Here is a 13,082-nt window from a genome sequence, read left to right as displayed (position 1 = left end):
TGGGCGGATTCCCGCCCAAAGGTCAAGCAAGGATGCCAAACAGACGTGCAGGGGACCAAACGGCGCGACACTGTCTAACCCTCCGCCAAGTCATGAAAAACCGCCGCGTGTTGAAACTCACCGCTTTTTCTTTGGGCGAGCTCTGCCGCTTCTTCATCGACGCCCCATTGCTCTTCCTGCCACGTCTCATCGATCCGCGACAGCGCCCAGGCCTCGACAGGGTCGCGTTCGCCCCGGATCACCGCCAGCGCCAGCACCAATGACCCAGACATGGAGACAAGGTCATGAAAGGCCGCCAGCGCAAAGGCGGACTGACCATGCACCTGCGCCGTCAGACGGGCCAGTGCGCGGGGATCCTGCGGGCGGTGCATCACACCAATCACCGGCGTCAGCCGCGCGCCATAGGTCGCCTCTGCCCAGTCCAGCAACGGATCCCATCCCGCCACCTGCCGGTCCACCAGCCCCGCCGGGCTGTCGGCGCGATAACACAGTAAATCACTGTCACCATAAGCCGCCAGCATATCGGCCACGGCGGCGTGCTGCGGCGCGACCTTGTCCAGCGCAGAGTTCGCCATGCGGGTAAACGGCATGGTGGCCGGGTTCACACGCTCCTGCTGAGCCGCCCATTCGGCGGCAATCTCCTGCGCCAAGGCCTCTGTCGGGACCACCAGCGGCGTTTTGGCAGGCGTCTTGACACCGCGCCCGTCCAGCGTGACCGCAAACCCCTGATCGGCCTGCGCCACCTCGGCGTTCTGCCAAAACCGTTTCGGGGCCCATTCGCTCATGGCATCGCTCCCAGAATGGTGTCGATAGCGCGCTCCAACGCGACCGCATCGTTCACGACATGTTGCGCGTCCACCAGCGCCTCAGGCGGATGATATCCCCATGTCACGCCGATGCGGGCGATGCCGGCGGCGCGCGCCATTTCCATGTCATAGCTGGTGTCACCGATCATCATCGCCTGTTCAACCTCAACCCCGGCCTCTTCGATCGCGGTATACAGCATGGCGGGATGCGGTTTTGACGGGTTGCCGTCAGCGCATTGCCGGGTGACGAACATCTGTGTCAGGCCGTGGCTTTCAAGCAGCGCCGTCAGCCCACGTCGCGATTTTCCCGTGGCGATCCCCAACAGCACATCATCACGGGCGGACAGTTGATTTAGCAAGGCGTGGATTCCGGGGTACAGCGGGGACGCCTCTGGCCCGCCGGTCAGCCGCAGACCAGCGTAGGCCTCTTTATAGCCCTCGACCAGCCGCGTCCGTTGCTCCGGGGCAAGCGCGGGGGCCAGCACCGCAAACGCCTGTGGCAGCGACAGGCCGACGATGGACAGAATATCCTCCCGCGATGGTCGCTCCAGCCCCTCTGAGGCATAGGCCGCACCCATCGCGCCCAGAATATCGCCCTGACTGTCGACCAGCGTCCCGTCGACGTCAAAGATCACCAGCCGCAGGGTCATTGCAGCTCCTCGAACGGATCATCCGCGGCAAAGCTTTCTTCCCAGCCAAGCGTATCCCAGCTGTGTGCCATATGCGTCGGCAGCGGCGCGGTCACCGACAGCGGCTTTCCGGTGAAAGGATGTTTGAAGCTCATCGAGCGCGCGTGCAGGTGCAGCTTGCGCGAGATGTCGCCTCCCAATTGCGCGCCCCAGCCATCGCCAAGGTTTTCCTGACCCGATCCGCCGTATTTGCCGTCGCCGATGATCGGATGCCCGATCTCTGCCATGTGCGCGCGCAGCTGGTGCGTGCGCCCGGTGAGCGGCTCCAGCGCGACCCATGAGGCGCGGCTGGCGACACGGTAGAGCGTGGCATACAGCGTATGCGCGCGCTTGGCGCCCTCTGTCGAATTCATATCGCGCGGGTGGACGCAAAGCATCTTTTCGCCCTCGCCGTGGTGGCCGTGGCCCGGCGCCTTGACCAGCCCATAGCGGATTTCACCCAGATAGGGCACCGGCACACCTGCAACGAGCGCCCAGTAGATCTTGCGCGTCAGCTTGTGCCGGATGGCGTCGGTCAGCGCCTTGGCCGCCTCACGCGTGCGGGCCAGCACCAGCACGCCGGATGTATCCTTGTCCAGCCGGTGCACAAGACGCGGCTTTTCGTCAAATCCGAATTTCAGCGCCTCAGACAGGCCGTCCACATGGCGGGTCTGCTTGCTGCCGCCCTGTGTCGCCAGGCCGGGCGGCTTGTTGATCACGATCAGGTGGTCATCGCGGTAGATCACGCAAGAGCGCATCAGCTCTGCGTCCTGATCAGAGACCTTGGGCTTGACCGGGGCACTTTCGACCTCGCCCGGTTCGGGCAGTGGCGGGATGCGCACCTGCTGACCGACCTCGACCCGGGTCGAGGCTTTGGCCCGTGCGCCGTCTACCCGCACCTCGCCCTTGCGGCACATCTTTTCGATGCGGCCTTGGGCGACATGCGGGAAATGGCGTTTGAACCAGCGATCAAGACGTTGATCGCCGTCGCCCGGCCCCACGGTGACAGTTTGTACCCGGCTCATGTGGTGACACTCCGCGCTAACGCCAGCCCGGCAAAAAGGGCGGCAATGGACAGGACAACAGAGGCCGCGACATAGCCCGCAGCCACCCCGACTTGCCCACGTTCATACAACGTGACCGCATCCAGCGAAAACGCTGAAAAGGTGGTAAAACCGCCCAGCAGACCGGTCATCAGGAGCGGCGCAAAACGGTTGGCGGAAAAATGCAGCAGCGCCACGACGAGCACCCCCATGAGGAAAGAACCAAGGATATTCACCGTCAACGTGCCCCAGGGAAAGCCCTTGCCCAGCAGGCGCGCCGTTGCGATCCCGGTCAGGTAGCGGGCGGATGCGCCAAGGGCGCCGCCAAGGGCGACTTGCAGAATGGGTGCCATGCGCGCGGACATGGCGGTGCGGCGTGCGGAAGTCAAGCGGCCTGCCCGTTTGCGGGTGCGATGGGCGCGCTGCCTGACCGTTAAGTGCAGCACCCCGGCGCGAAGCAATGAGAGAGGCCGGGCATTCGCGCAGTTCTCCTGACGTTGCCGAGGTTCGAAAGGTTGCAGGGGGCATCATGCCCCCGTCTCCCTGCGGTCGACTCCCCCCGGGATATTTTTGGACAGAAGAAACTGCGGGGTCAGTCTTCGGTTCGTTGGATGCGCAGGCGGGCGAAGTAGTCGACGCGTTTGCGCAGGTCACGTTCAAACCCGCGTTCGACCGGTTCGTAGAAGGTTGTACGCTCCATGTCGTCTGGAAAGTAGTTCTGACCGGAAAAGCCGTCTTTGGCGTCGTGGTCATAGGCGTAGCCCTTGCCATAGCCCTGGTCCTTCATCAGCCCGGTAGGGGCGTTCAGGATGTGTTTGGGGGGCATCAGGCTGCCGGTTTCCTTAGCGGCGCGGCGTGCGGCCTTGTAAGCGACGTAGGCGGCATTGGATTTAGGGGCGAGCGCGATGTAGACCAGCGCCTGCGCGATGGCCAGTTCCCCCTCAGGAGAGCCGAGCCGTTCATAGGTTTCCCAGCTTTGCAGGCAGACCGCCTGCGCCTGCGGGTCAGCCAAGGCGATGTCCTCAACCGCCATGCGGGTGATGCGGCGGGCAAGGTAGCGCGGGTCTTCGCCTGCCTCCAACATCCTTGCATACCAGTACAGTGCCGCATCGGGATCAGAGCCGCGCACCGATTTGTGCAGCGCCGAGATCAGGTTGTAGTGCCCGTCGCCGGATTTATCGTAGACGGCGGCGCGTTTCATCAGCCGCGTTTTCAGGCCGTTGACATCCAGAGGCGCGTCCAGTCGCCATGAGGTGACCTGTTCGACAAGGTTCAAGAGCGCCCGCCCGTCGCCGTCGGCCATGTCCAGCAGCGCCGCGCGCGCGCCCGGTTCCAGCGGCAGGGCGCGGTCCAGCGCGGTTTCCGCCCTTGCCACCAGCGCCTCCAGATCCTCTTGCCCCAGCCGTTCCAGCACCAGGACCTGCGCACGGCTGAGCAAGGCGGCGTTCAGTTCAAACGAGGGGTTTTCCGTGGTCGCGCCCACCAGCAGGATTGTCCCGTCCTCCATATGAGGCAGAAAGCTGTCCTGCTGCGCCTTGTTGAAGCGGTGGATTTCGTCAACGAAAAGCAGCGTGCCTTGCCCGGTGCGGCGGCGCTGTTTGGCCGCCTCAAAGACCTTGCGCAGTTCTGGCACGCCGGAAAAGATCGCGCTGATCTGGACAAAATGCAGGTCGGTGGCATCGGCCAGCAGCCGCGCGATGGTGGTCTTGCCCACCCCCGGCGGCCCCCAGAAGACAATAGATCCCAGCGTCCCGGCGGCCAGCATGACGCCCAACGGCGCCTCTGGTCCCAGCACCTGACGCTGGCCGATCACCTCATCCAGCACCTGCGGGCGCAGCCGGTCAGCAAGGGGACGTGGCGCGGTGTCAGCCCGCGCCTGCGCCTCGGGCGCGCTGTCCGTGGTGTCAAAGAGATCCGCCAACCGATCAGGCCCGGAACCGTAGGAGAAGGCGGCGGTTGCCGCGCAGCACCTCGAACTGTATGCGCCCGCCCCCGCCACGCAGCATCTGGTCGACATCGCGCGGCGCGTCGATCCGGCGGCCGTTGATACCCAGAACCCGGTCGCCGGTTAGCAGGCCGACCTGACCGCCATATGGGCCGGGGTCCAGCACCACCACGCCCTCAGCGTCATGTGGCAGACCCAGCTCCGCGATCACCGCCGGATTTGTCCGCGCAATCCGCAGGCCGGGCAGCATGCTCAATTCTCCCAAATCGATGGTGTCGCGCGGCGGCGATTCAGGCGGCGCAATCATATCAACCAGTGCGATCTTTTCCTGACCCTGCCGGATATAAATCACCTCTGCCGCGCGACCGATGCCGCGCACCGACATGCGAAACAGCATCTCGGCGGGTGTGTTCACCGGCGCGCGGTCGACCCGCACCACCACGTCCCCTACTTGCAGACCCGCCGAATCAAAGGGGCTGCCGGGGCGCAGTTCCGCGATCACCACACCGCCCGGCACCGTGAGGCCCAGACTGTCAGACAGTTCTGCGTTCACCGGCTGACCGATCATGCCCGCCCACGGCCGTTGAAACCGGCGATGGCCTTCTTGCGCCTGCTCGACGAACTGCGCCACCAGCGCCGACGGGATGGCAAAGCCGATGCCGTTCGACCCGCCAGAGCGTGTCAGGATAGAGGTGTTCACCCCGATCAGCTGCCCCGCAACGTCGATCAGCGCCCCGCCTGAGTTGCCCGGATTGATCGGCGCGTCGGTCTGGATGAAATAGCCGCGCGCATTGCCGGTGGCGGTGCCGGAACGGGCCAGCCCTGACACGATGCCGGACGACACGGTCTGCCCCACCCCAAAAGGGTTGCCGATGGCCAGCACCAGTTCGCCCACCTCAACCGTATCGCTGTCGCGCAGCGTCAGGTGCGGCATGTCGCTGGCCCCCGCCAGCCGCATGATGGCAAGATCCGATTCCTCATCCGCCAGCAGGATCTCGGCGTCGTATTCGCGCCGGTCGTTCAGGACGACATGGATATCGGTCGCCTGCCCGACAACATGATAGTTTGTCACCACGATCCCGTCCGCCGACAGGATCACTCCCGACCCCAGCGAGTTCTGCACCCTTGGGCGTGACTGGAACTCTCGGAACAGGTTGCCAAAGACCGGATCGTCGGCAAACGGGCTGCGCGCATCCACGATGCGGCGGGCGTAGATGTTGACCACACCGGGCGCCGCCTGCTTGACCAGCGGCGCAAAGCTGAGTGATATTTCTGCCGGGCTTTGCGGGACGCGCGGCTCTTGGGCCCCCGCCGGCAGGGCCAGCAGAATGAAACAAACAAATGCTCTGAACATCAAATCTCTCCGACTGTCTCCAGACCCCTAGGATATGTCCCCCGCCCCGGCGCGATGCAAGCCGCGCGACACGCCGGGACAATTGCAACCCTCGCGCATTTGCGCCATGACGGTCCAATGACTCCCCGTATCAAACCCGAAACAAGCGCCCTTTCCGTCCACCTGCTGACAGCGACCGGTGCGGTTTTTGCGATGTTGGCCATGCTGGCTGCGGTGCGGGAAGAATGGTCGCTGATGTTCCTGTGGCTGGTGGTGGCGTTCGCTGTGGACGGCATCGATGGACCGTTGGCGCGAAAGTTTGACGTCAAGACCCATGCGCCCCGGTTTGACGGGGTGCTGCTGGATCTGATCATCGACTATCTCACTTACGTCTTCATTCCCGCCTTTGCCCTGTTTCAATCCGGGTTGTTGCCGGGCTGGACAGGCTGGTTTGCGATCATCCTCATCACCTTTTCCAGCGCGATGTATTTTGCCGACAACCGGATGAAGACGGCGGACAATTCCTTTCAAGGGTTTCCCGGCTGCTGGAACATGTTGGTGTTGGTACTGTTCGCGATAGAGCCGGGGTTCTGGGTGATCATCGTGCTGGTCACGCTTCTGGCGGTGGCGATGTTCCTGCCGTTGAAGTTCATTCATCCGGTCCGTACGGAGCGCTGGCGCGCTGTATCGCTGCCGGTGGCGCTGGCCTGGACGATCTTTGCCGGCTGGGCGGCTTGGGTGCACTTTCACCCGGCCAGTTGGGCGCATTGGGGGCTGTTGGTGACATCGGTCTACCTGTTGTTCGCCGGGATAGCACAGCAGATGTTCCCAACGCGCGACTGACGCGCGGACGACGGCAGACCCGCCAACAAACCAAACGATGCGTTTTCTCCCCCGCAACGCGCACGCCGCTGCACGTCCGTCGGTCGGGGAACGCATCCCGCAGGGCGGCCCATTCGTTGGGCATCGCAGGTCCGGCGCAGACAAAGGCGATGCCGCGAGCCTTTTCCTGCCGGTCAAAAGGTGTTTGGGTGGGGAAACATACGGCTTCTGCACCGGAGACCCCCGTACCGGCGGTCAGGCAGGACACGTTTCGGGAGCACCACATGCACCTTCGCTTGGGATGCCAGATTTCTGTTGATGTTGCGATGCCGACGCCGATGATCTTCCTACTGAACGTCCATTATTCCCGGGCCAGCAATCTGGAACGACCCGACCTGTTGCGCACCAATCCAGCCGTCCCGACAGAGGCGTACCGAGACAGTTTCGGCAATTGGGCCACGCGCCTTGTCGCGCCGCCGGGTCAGATGACCGTTTCGACCGAAGGCACGCTGTTTGACGAAGGCCTATCTGACCCGGTCGGGCTTGATGCCCCCCAAGTGCCCGTGGAACTGTTGCCCAGCGAGGTGTTGGAGTATCTTCTTCCCAGCCGGTATTGCGAAAGCGATGTGCTGTCGAATTTCGCGTGGGACCGGTTTGACCAGACCCCTCTGGGCTGGGCGCGGGTGCAGGCGGTCTGCGACTTTGTGCATGGCCATATCCAGTTTGGCTATGAACATTCGCGGCCCACACGCACCGCCGTCGAGGCGCTGAATGAGGGCGTCGGCGTCTGCCGGGATTACACTCATCTTGCCGTTGCGCTGTGTCGGGCATTGAACATCCCGACGCGGTATTGCACCGGCTATGTCAGCGACATCGGGCAAAGCACGCCGATCCGGCCAATGGATTTCGCTGCCTGGATGGAGGTGTATCTGGGCGGCCAGTGGTGGACCTTTGACCCGCGCAACAACGACACGCGCTTTGGCCGAGTGTTGATCGCGCGCGGCTGCGACGCGGCGGATGTGCCGATGGTCCACAGTTTCGGGCGGCACGACCTGACCGGGTTCGAAGTCTGGATAGACCAGATCGACGCCTAGCCCCCCGCCGACCCCTCATACAAAATGGATCGGCGCGATAGCGTCCAGATATTCCGTGCTTATGTCAGCCCCTTGACCGCCGGATAAATCTGCCGCCACGACGTGTAGGCCGCGTCATAACCCGCTGTCAGCGCCGCATTTGGCGCGATGGTTTCGCGGATCGGCGGCGGGGCCATGACCTCATCGACGCTGCCCGCACCCGCGCCCAACATAGCCAGCCGGGCCGCGCCCAGCGCCGCACCGAAATCGCCCTTTTCAGGCAAGGCCAAAGGCACGCCCAGCACCGTGGCCAGCAGTTCGACCCAATAGCGGGACTGCGCACCGCCACCGATGGCCAGCATATGGTCCAGCCGCGCGCCCGACGCCTTCAGCGCCTCGGCACAATCGCGCAGGGCAAAGGCGACGCCCTCCATCACTGCACGCGTCATATCGCGCCGCTCGGTACCGACATCGATGTTCAGAAACCCGCCCCGAATGTCGGAGTCGTTGTGGGGCGTCCGTTCCCCAGAGAGATAGGGCAGAAACTGCAGGTCACCCGGCCCGTCCAGCGTGTCACCCACCTCTTGCGACAACTCCGCCGGTGAAGCGCCCGTCACCCGCGACAACCAGTTCAGACTGTCCGTCGCGGCCAGGATCACGCCCATCTGATACCACTGTCCCGGCACCGCATGGCAGAACGTGTGCACCGCGCTTTCGGGCAAGGGCGCATAGCCGTCCCGCCCGGCCAGCACCACGCCGGAGGTGCCCAGAGACACAAACCCGGTCCCCTCACGCATCGCCCCGACACCGCAGGCAGAGGCGGCATTGTCCCCCGCCCCGCCGACCACGATCACTTCTCCGGACATGCCCCAGCGCCCGGCCAGATCGGGCCGCAGCGTGCCGCCCGCCTCACAACCCTCAACCAGACGCGGCATCTGGTCGGCGGACATGCCCGACACCTCCAGCAGACGCGCCGACCAATCGCGCGCGCCCACGTCCAGCCACGCTGTGCCCGCACTGTCGGACATGTCGGCAAAGCGCGCGCCGGTCAGGTGAAAGTTCATGTAGGCCGCCGGCAACAGGACAGTGGCGACACGGGCAAACACCTCTGGCTCATGCCGCGCGACCCACAGCAGCTTGGGCGCGGTAAAACCGGGAAAGACGATATTGCCCGACAGCGCGCGCACCCCATCCGTCCCGTCCAGTTCTGCCGCCTCAACCGCGCTGCGGGTGTCGTTCCACAGGATGCAGGGTCGCAGCACAGCGCCCGTGTCGTCCAGCAGGGTGGCCCCATGCATATGGCCCGAAACGCCGATGCCACGCACTTGCGCCATGGCCTGCGGATGCGCGGCGGCCAGTTCCACCAGTGCGGCATCCACTGCGGCAACCCAGTCCGCCGGATCCTGCTCGGACCAGCCGGGATGCGGATGAACCGGCGCATAGGCGCGCTGTGCGCTGCCCAGCGGCAGGCCCGCGCCATCGATCAGAAGGGCGCGCAGCCCCGAGGTTCCCAAATCCAGACCGACAAACATCACCATCCCTCCATTGCTGGCCGACACGAAAGCCAACAAATGATCGGACTGTCAAACAGAGGGCACGAAAAAAGGCGCAACCTTGCATCGCTGCAAGCGTCGCGCCCCAATATCAGTGTCTTGAGAGTTTCCTCTCACCACTCGCCGCGCCCAAAGGCCAGCACCACAACCGCCCGCCGAAACGAACGATCCGGCCTTAGCCCTTTTCCAGCGCGTCCAGCCGCGCCTTCAGCGCTTCGTTTTCTTCACGGGCTTTTTGCGCCATGGCGCGCACCGCGTCGAACTCTTCGCGAGTCACAAAATCGCGATCCGCCAACCAGCGGTCCACCAGCGATTTCATCGCTGTCTCTGCTTCGTCTTTTGCGCCCTGCGCCACGCCCATGGCGTTGGTCATCAGCTGGCTCAGATCCTCGAAAACCTTATTACGCGTTTGCATGGGTCACTCCGCCGTTGCATTCCGTTCCTATATGGTCCCCCAAGGCGCAACCCTCAAGGTTGACTTTGCCGCCAGACAAGAGGCAACAGGACGCATGCAGGCAGCTATCCCCTTCCCCGACCTCTCGTCAGAGATCTTTTCCATCGCGCTCTTCGGTTTCGAATTTGCGCTGCGCTGGTACGCGCTGGCCTATATCGCGGGCATCCTGATCGGCTGGCGGCTGGCCGTCTGGACGGTCAAGCGCGCGCACCTCTGGGCCAATGACTCGCCCCCAATGACGCCCCGCCAGATCGAGGATCTGCTGACATGGGTCATCCTTGGCATCATCCTTGGCGGGCGGCTGGGCTTTGTTTTCTTCTACATGCCGGGATATTACCTATCGAACCCGCTGGAAATCCCGATGATCTGGCAAGGCGGCATGGCCTTTCACGGCGGACTGCTGGGCGTCGTCTTTGCCGTCTGGATGTTCTGCGCACGCAACAAGGTGCCGCTGGCCTCGACGGCGGACATGCTGGCGCTGGCCGCACCTGCGGGCCTGCTGCTGGGCCGCATCGCGAATTTCATCAATGCCGAGCTTTGGGGCCGCCCGTCGGACCTGCCTTGGGCGGTGATCTTTCCCGGCCGATTGGCACAGGATTGCGGCCAACCTTTGGGGGAACTGTGCGCCCGCCACCCCTCACAACTTTACGAGGCCACGCTTGAGGGGCTGGTGCTGCTGATCGTGCTGCTGGTGATGGTGCATCGCGGCTGGCTGAAACGCCCCGGCGCTGTGGCGGGCACCTTCTTTATGGGCTACGGCATCGCGCGCTTTATTGTCGAGTTCTTCCGCCAGCCAGACGCGCAGTTCCAAACCGTGGGCAATCCGCTGGGCCTTGCCCTGCATGTGAACGGCTACGGCCTGACCATGGGCCAGTTGCTGACCCTGCCGATGATCGCGGGCGGCGCGCTGGCGATCTGGGTCGCTCTGCGCCGCGCCCGCACCGCAACAACACCAGACCCGGCAACGTGACCACGCCCCTCGCCGATATCCTTGCCCGTCAGATCGCCACGACCGGGCCGATGACGCTGGCCGACTATATGGCGGCCTGCCTGATGCACCCGCAGTATGGCTATTACAGCACCCGTGACCCGCTGGGCGCGGGCGGCGATTTCACCACCGCGCCTGAGATCAGCCAGATGTTCGGTGAACTGCTGGGCCTGTCGCTGGCGCAATGCTGGCTGGATCAGGGCGCGCCCACGCCTTTTATACTGGCGGAACTGGGACCGGGGCGCGGCACGCTGATGGCCGACATCCTGCGCGCCACCGCCCGCGTCCCCGGCTTTCACGCCGCCGCCCGCCTGCATCTGGTCGAAACCTCGCCCAGCCTGCGCGCCGAACAGGCCAAACGCCTGCCACAGGCCACTTGGCACGACGCGGTCCAGACCCTGCCGGACGGCCCGCTGTTCCTTGTCGCCAACGAATTCTTCGACGCCCTGCCTGTCCGCCAGTTCCAACGCGACGGTGAGGACTGGCGCGAGCGCGTGGTCGGCTTGCACGACGATCACCTCGTGCTGGGTCTTGCCGCCCCGGCACCGCAACCCGGTCTGATCCACCGGCAGGACGACACCAAAGACGGCGACCTTGTCGAAACCTGCGCCCCCGGTCAGGCCATTGTCGCCGTCCTTGGCGCGCGCATTGCGACACAGGGCGGCATCGCCCTGCTGATTGACTATGGCGACTGGCGATCGCTGGGCGACACACTTCAGGCGCTCAAGGGCCACGCGCCCATCGATCCCTTTGCGCAGCCGGGCGAATCGGACCTGACCACCCATGTGGATTTTGAGGCGCTCGCCCGCGCTGCCGCCCCCGCCGCGCACACGCTGCTGACCCCGCAGGGTGTGTTTCTGGAACGGCTCGGCATCACCCAACGGGCGCAGGCGCTGGCCAAATCTCTCAGTGGCCCGGCCCTCGACAGCCACATTGCCGCACATCGCCGGTTGACGCACCCGGACGAAATGGGGTCACTGTTCAAGACACTCGCCCTGCTGCCTCAGGGTGCCCCGCCACCCCCCGGACTGGAGCTACGCCCCACGTCATGACGCTCGAGATTATCACCTCGAACAGCCTCGCGCCGTTCCGCCACGGGTTCTTTACCCGCAAGGGCGGCGCGTCCTCGGGTATCTTTGCCGGGCTGAACTGCGGCACGGGATCGACCGACCAGACCGAAATCGTCGCGATCAACCGCGCCCGCGTCGCCGACGCGGTCGAGGTCGCGCCGGACCATCTGGCCACCGTGCATCAGGTGCATTCCGCGGATGCCGTCACGGTCAACGGCCCGCTACCCGATCCGCGCCCAAAGGCGGATGCACTGGTCAGCGCAACGCCGGGCGTGGCACTGGGGGTGCTGACCGCCGACTGCCAGCCGGTGCTCTTTGCCGATCCGGACGCAGGCGTGATCGGCGCGGCCCATGCAGGCTGGCGCGGCGCACGCGACGGGGTGCTGGAATCCACGATTGAGGCGATGGTGGCCCTTGGCGCCACCCGCGACGGCATCCGTGCCGTGATCGGCCCCACCATCAGCCAGCGCGCCTATGAGGTCGGCCCGGAGTTCTTTGAGGACTTCGTCGCCGAAGACCCGGCAAACACGCGCTTTTTTGCCGGCGGAACAGACGACCGCATGATGTTCGACCTGCCCGCCTACGGACTGCACCGCCTGCGTGAGGCTGGGGTAGAGGCGGAATGGACCCGCCATTGCACCTATTCCGACCCGGACCTGTTCTACTCCTACCGCCGCGCCACCCATGCGCGTGAGGCGGACTATGGGCGACTGATCTCTGTCATCCGGCTCTAGCTGCGGTCAGGCTCTATGCGCGGTCAGGTCTGGGAAACAATCCGCCAATCGACCCGCGATTGTCCCAATACTGCCGCAATTCGCTGCGAATTGTAGGGACAGTCCCTGTCGGCAAAGGAAAGAAGAGCCTCCCATGAAACCGCAACGCCGCTTTATTGCATCCATCACCGCCACCGCCAAATCGGGCGCGCCCCGCCTGCCGTTTGAACGCGGCGCACCGCGCGCCCAGATGATCGCCCGCCGCATGGCAGCCGCACACGCCCAGCCGAAAATCGCCAAACGCGCCTGAGCCTCCACTCCGTCGCCCTGAACGCCCAGGCGAGGCGCCGTACACGCGCCTTGCCCGACGACACAAAACCCACATTCCAATGCCAGAGATTCGCCGCGCTTTCCGGTTGAATGTGGCGGAATCGTCCGCTTTCTCCCGACAATCCCGCGCACGTCGCCGCATTGTCGCGCGAAACCACACCCTCCCTACGCTAATTTTGACAACACCCGCCAGTTGCGGCCAGATCGTCACCAGTCAGATGCGTTTTTTTAATCGTCCGTCTGTCGTTGTTGGTGGGGGCCAACACGGATGTGACCCTTTGCCG

General features: G+C 64.5%; 14 protein-coding genes. 6 read left to right on the top strand and 8 right to left on the bottom strand.

Annotated features, from left to right (window positions below; translation table 11 throughout):
- Positions 1 to 74 precede the first annotated feature (74 nt).
- The 6 genes from ANTHELSMS3_RS07490 to ANTHELSMS3_RS07465 all read right to left on the bottom strand — a co-directional run bounded on the left by ANTHELSMS3_RS07490 (position 75) and on the right by ANTHELSMS3_RS07465 (position 5,816).
- A complete protein-coding gene (locus ANTHELSMS3_RS07490) occupies positions 75 to 785 on the bottom strand; it encodes an ATP12 family chaperone protein (RefSeq protein ID WP_094034324.1) in 711 nt (236 codons plus the stop codon).
- Positions 782 to 1,456 carry an HAD-IA family hydrolase gene (locus ANTHELSMS3_RS07485; RefSeq protein WP_094034323.1) on the bottom strand — a complete coding sequence of 225 codons (675 nt, stop codon included), beginning with the start codon at positions 1,454 to 1,456 and terminating at the stop codon, positions 782 to 784. The genes ANTHELSMS3_RS07490 and ANTHELSMS3_RS07485 overlap by 4 nt, the downstream gene beginning before the upstream one ends.
- Positions 1,453 to 2,499, bottom strand: coding sequence for an RluA family pseudouridine synthase (locus ANTHELSMS3_RS07480; RefSeq protein ID WP_094034322.1), 1,047 nt, complete (start codon positions 2,497 to 2,499; stop codon positions 1,453 to 1,455). Before ANTHELSMS3_RS07480 ends, ANTHELSMS3_RS07485 begins: the two co-directional genes overlap by 4 nt.
- Positions 2,496 to 2,870 (bottom strand): fluoride efflux transporter CrcB, encoded by a 375-nt coding sequence (gene crcB / locus ANTHELSMS3_RS07475; protein WP_094036991.1) that lies wholly within the window; start codon positions 2,868 to 2,870, stop codon positions 2,496 to 2,498. Before crcB ends, ANTHELSMS3_RS07480 begins: the two co-directional genes overlap by 4 nt.
- A 239-nt stretch (positions 2,871 to 3,109) precedes the next feature.
- Complete coding sequence (locus ANTHELSMS3_RS07470; protein ID WP_094034321.1) at positions 3,110 to 4,438, bottom strand: replication-associated recombination protein A; 1,329 nt, start codon at positions 4,436 to 4,438, stop codon at positions 3,110 to 3,112.
- Positions 4,439 to 4,442: 4 nt separating this feature from the next.
- Positions 4,443 to 5,816: a trypsin-like peptidase domain-containing protein gene (locus tag ANTHELSMS3_RS07465; RefSeq protein ID WP_094034320.1), complete on the bottom strand. Its 1,374-nt coding sequence runs from the start codon at positions 5,814 to 5,816 to the stop codon at positions 4,443 to 4,445.
- Positions 5,817 to 5,933: 117 nt separating this feature from the next.
- Here ANTHELSMS3_RS07465 and ANTHELSMS3_RS07460 point away from each other — a divergent pair, with 117 nt between their 5' ends.
- Together ANTHELSMS3_RS07460 and ANTHELSMS3_RS07455 are read left to right on the top strand one after the other, a co-directional pair.
- Positions 5,934 to 6,638 (top strand): CDP-alcohol phosphatidyltransferase family protein, encoded by a 705-nt coding sequence (locus ANTHELSMS3_RS07460; protein ID WP_094034319.1) that lies wholly within the window; start codon positions 5,934 to 5,936, stop codon positions 6,636 to 6,638.
- Positions 6,639 to 6,901: 263 nt separating this feature from the next.
- Positions 6,902 to 7,711 carry a transglutaminase-like domain-containing protein gene (locus tag ANTHELSMS3_RS07455; protein ID WP_094034318.1) on the top strand — a complete coding sequence of 270 codons (810 nt, stop codon included), beginning with the start codon at positions 6,902 to 6,904 and terminating at the stop codon, positions 7,709 to 7,711.
- 59 nt (positions 7,712 to 7,770) lie between these two features.
- On the opposite strand, the gene xylB is transcribed toward ANTHELSMS3_RS07455, so the two are convergent.
- Positions 7,771 to 9,222, bottom strand: coding sequence for a xylulokinase (xylB, locus tag ANTHELSMS3_RS07450; RefSeq protein ID WP_094036990.1), 1,452 nt, complete (start codon positions 9,220 to 9,222; stop codon positions 7,771 to 7,773).
- Between the two features lie 196 nt (positions 9,223 to 9,418).
- Positions 9,419 to 9,658, bottom strand: coding sequence for an accessory factor UbiK family protein (locus ANTHELSMS3_RS07445; protein WP_094034317.1), 240 nt, complete (start codon positions 9,656 to 9,658; stop codon positions 9,419 to 9,421).
- A 94-nt stretch (positions 9,659 to 9,752) separates the two neighbouring features.
- On the opposite strand from ANTHELSMS3_RS07445, the gene lgt reads away from it, so the two are divergent.
- The 4 genes from lgt (at position 9,753) to ANTHELSMS3_RS25450 (ending at position 12,778) form a co-directional block, all read left to right on the top strand.
- Positions 9,753 to 10,667 carry a prolipoprotein diacylglyceryl transferase gene (lgt, locus tag ANTHELSMS3_RS07440; protein ID WP_094036989.1) on the top strand — a complete coding sequence of 305 codons (915 nt, stop codon included), beginning with the start codon at positions 9,753 to 9,755 and terminating at the stop codon, positions 10,665 to 10,667.
- Between the two features lie 50 nt (positions 10,668 to 10,717).
- Positions 10,718 to 11,737 (top strand): class I SAM-dependent methyltransferase, encoded by a 1,020-nt coding sequence (locus ANTHELSMS3_RS07435; RefSeq protein ID WP_094036988.1) that lies wholly within the window; start codon positions 10,718 to 10,720, stop codon positions 11,735 to 11,737.
- Complete coding sequence (gene pgeF, locus ANTHELSMS3_RS07430) at positions 11,734 to 12,489, top strand: peptidoglycan editing factor PgeF (RefSeq protein WP_094034316.1); 756 nt, start codon at positions 11,734 to 11,736, stop codon at positions 12,487 to 12,489. The genes ANTHELSMS3_RS07435 and pgeF overlap by 4 nt, the downstream gene beginning before the upstream one ends.
- 133 nt (positions 12,490 to 12,622) lie before the next feature.
- Positions 12,623 to 12,778: a hypothetical protein gene (locus tag ANTHELSMS3_RS25450; RefSeq protein WP_157733436.1), complete on the top strand. Its 156-nt coding sequence runs from the start codon at positions 12,623 to 12,625 to the stop codon at positions 12,776 to 12,778.
- Positions 12,779 to 13,082 lie beyond the last annotated feature (304 nt).

Origin of the sequence: Antarctobacter heliothermus (assembly GCF_002237555.1) — a bacterium.
In the GTDB taxonomy this organism is placed as follows: Bacteria; Pseudomonadota; Alphaproteobacteria; order Rhodobacterales; family Rhodobacteraceae; genus Antarctobacter; species Antarctobacter heliothermus_B.
This window is presented reverse-complemented; position numbering and strand designations above follow the sequence as displayed.

What these genes read in the sequence shown, in the direction of transcription:
- pgeF (WP_094034316.1), top strand. Translation starts at nt 11,734, where the DNA reads ATGACGCTCGAGATTATCACCTCGAACAGCCTCGCGCCGTTCCGCCAC.
- lgt (WP_094036989.1), top strand. Translation starts at nt 9,753, where the DNA reads ATGCAGGCAGCTATCCCCTTCCCCGACCTCTCGTCAGAGATCTTTTCC.
- crcB (WP_094036991.1), bottom strand. Translation starts at nt 2,870, where the DNA reads ATGGCACCCATTCTGCAAGTCGCCCTTGGCGGCGCCCTTGGCGCATCC.
- ANTHELSMS3_RS07485 (WP_094034323.1), bottom strand. Translation starts at nt 1,456, where the DNA reads ATGACCCTGCGGCTGGTGATCTTTGACGTCGACGGGACGCTGGTCGAC.
- ANTHELSMS3_RS07490 (WP_094034324.1), bottom strand. Translation starts at nt 785, where the DNA reads ATGAGCGAATGGGCCCCGAAACGGTTTTGGCAGAACGCCGAGGTGGCG.
- ANTHELSMS3_RS07480 (WP_094034322.1), bottom strand. Translation starts at nt 2,499, where the DNA reads ATGAGCCGGGTACAAACTGTCACCGTGGGGCCGGGCGACGGCGATCAA.
- ANTHELSMS3_RS07445 (WP_094034317.1), bottom strand. Translation starts at nt 9,658, where the DNA reads ATGCAAACGCGTAATAAGGTTTTCGAGGATCTGAGCCAGCTGATGACC.
- ANTHELSMS3_RS07465 (WP_094034320.1), bottom strand. Translation starts at nt 5,816, where the DNA reads ATGTTCAGAGCATTTGTTTGTTTCATTCTGCTGGCCCTGCCGGCGGGG.
- ANTHELSMS3_RS07455 (WP_094034318.1), top strand. Translation starts at nt 6,902, where the DNA reads ATGCACCTTCGCTTGGGATGCCAGATTTCTGTTGATGTTGCGATGCCG.
- ANTHELSMS3_RS07460 (WP_094034319.1), top strand. Translation starts at nt 5,934, where the DNA reads ATGACTCCCCGTATCAAACCCGAAACAAGCGCCCTTTCCGTCCACCTG.
- ANTHELSMS3_RS25450 (WP_157733436.1), top strand. Translation starts at nt 12,623, where the DNA reads ATGAAACCGCAACGCCGCTTTATTGCATCCATCACCGCCACCGCCAAA.
- ANTHELSMS3_RS07435 (WP_094036988.1), top strand. Translation starts at nt 10,718, where the DNA reads ATGACGCTGGCCGACTATATGGCGGCCTGCCTGATGCACCCGCAGTAT.
- xylB (WP_094036990.1), bottom strand. Translation starts at nt 9,222, where the DNA reads ATGTTTGTCGGTCTGGATTTGGGAACCTCGGGGCTGCGCGCCCTTCTG.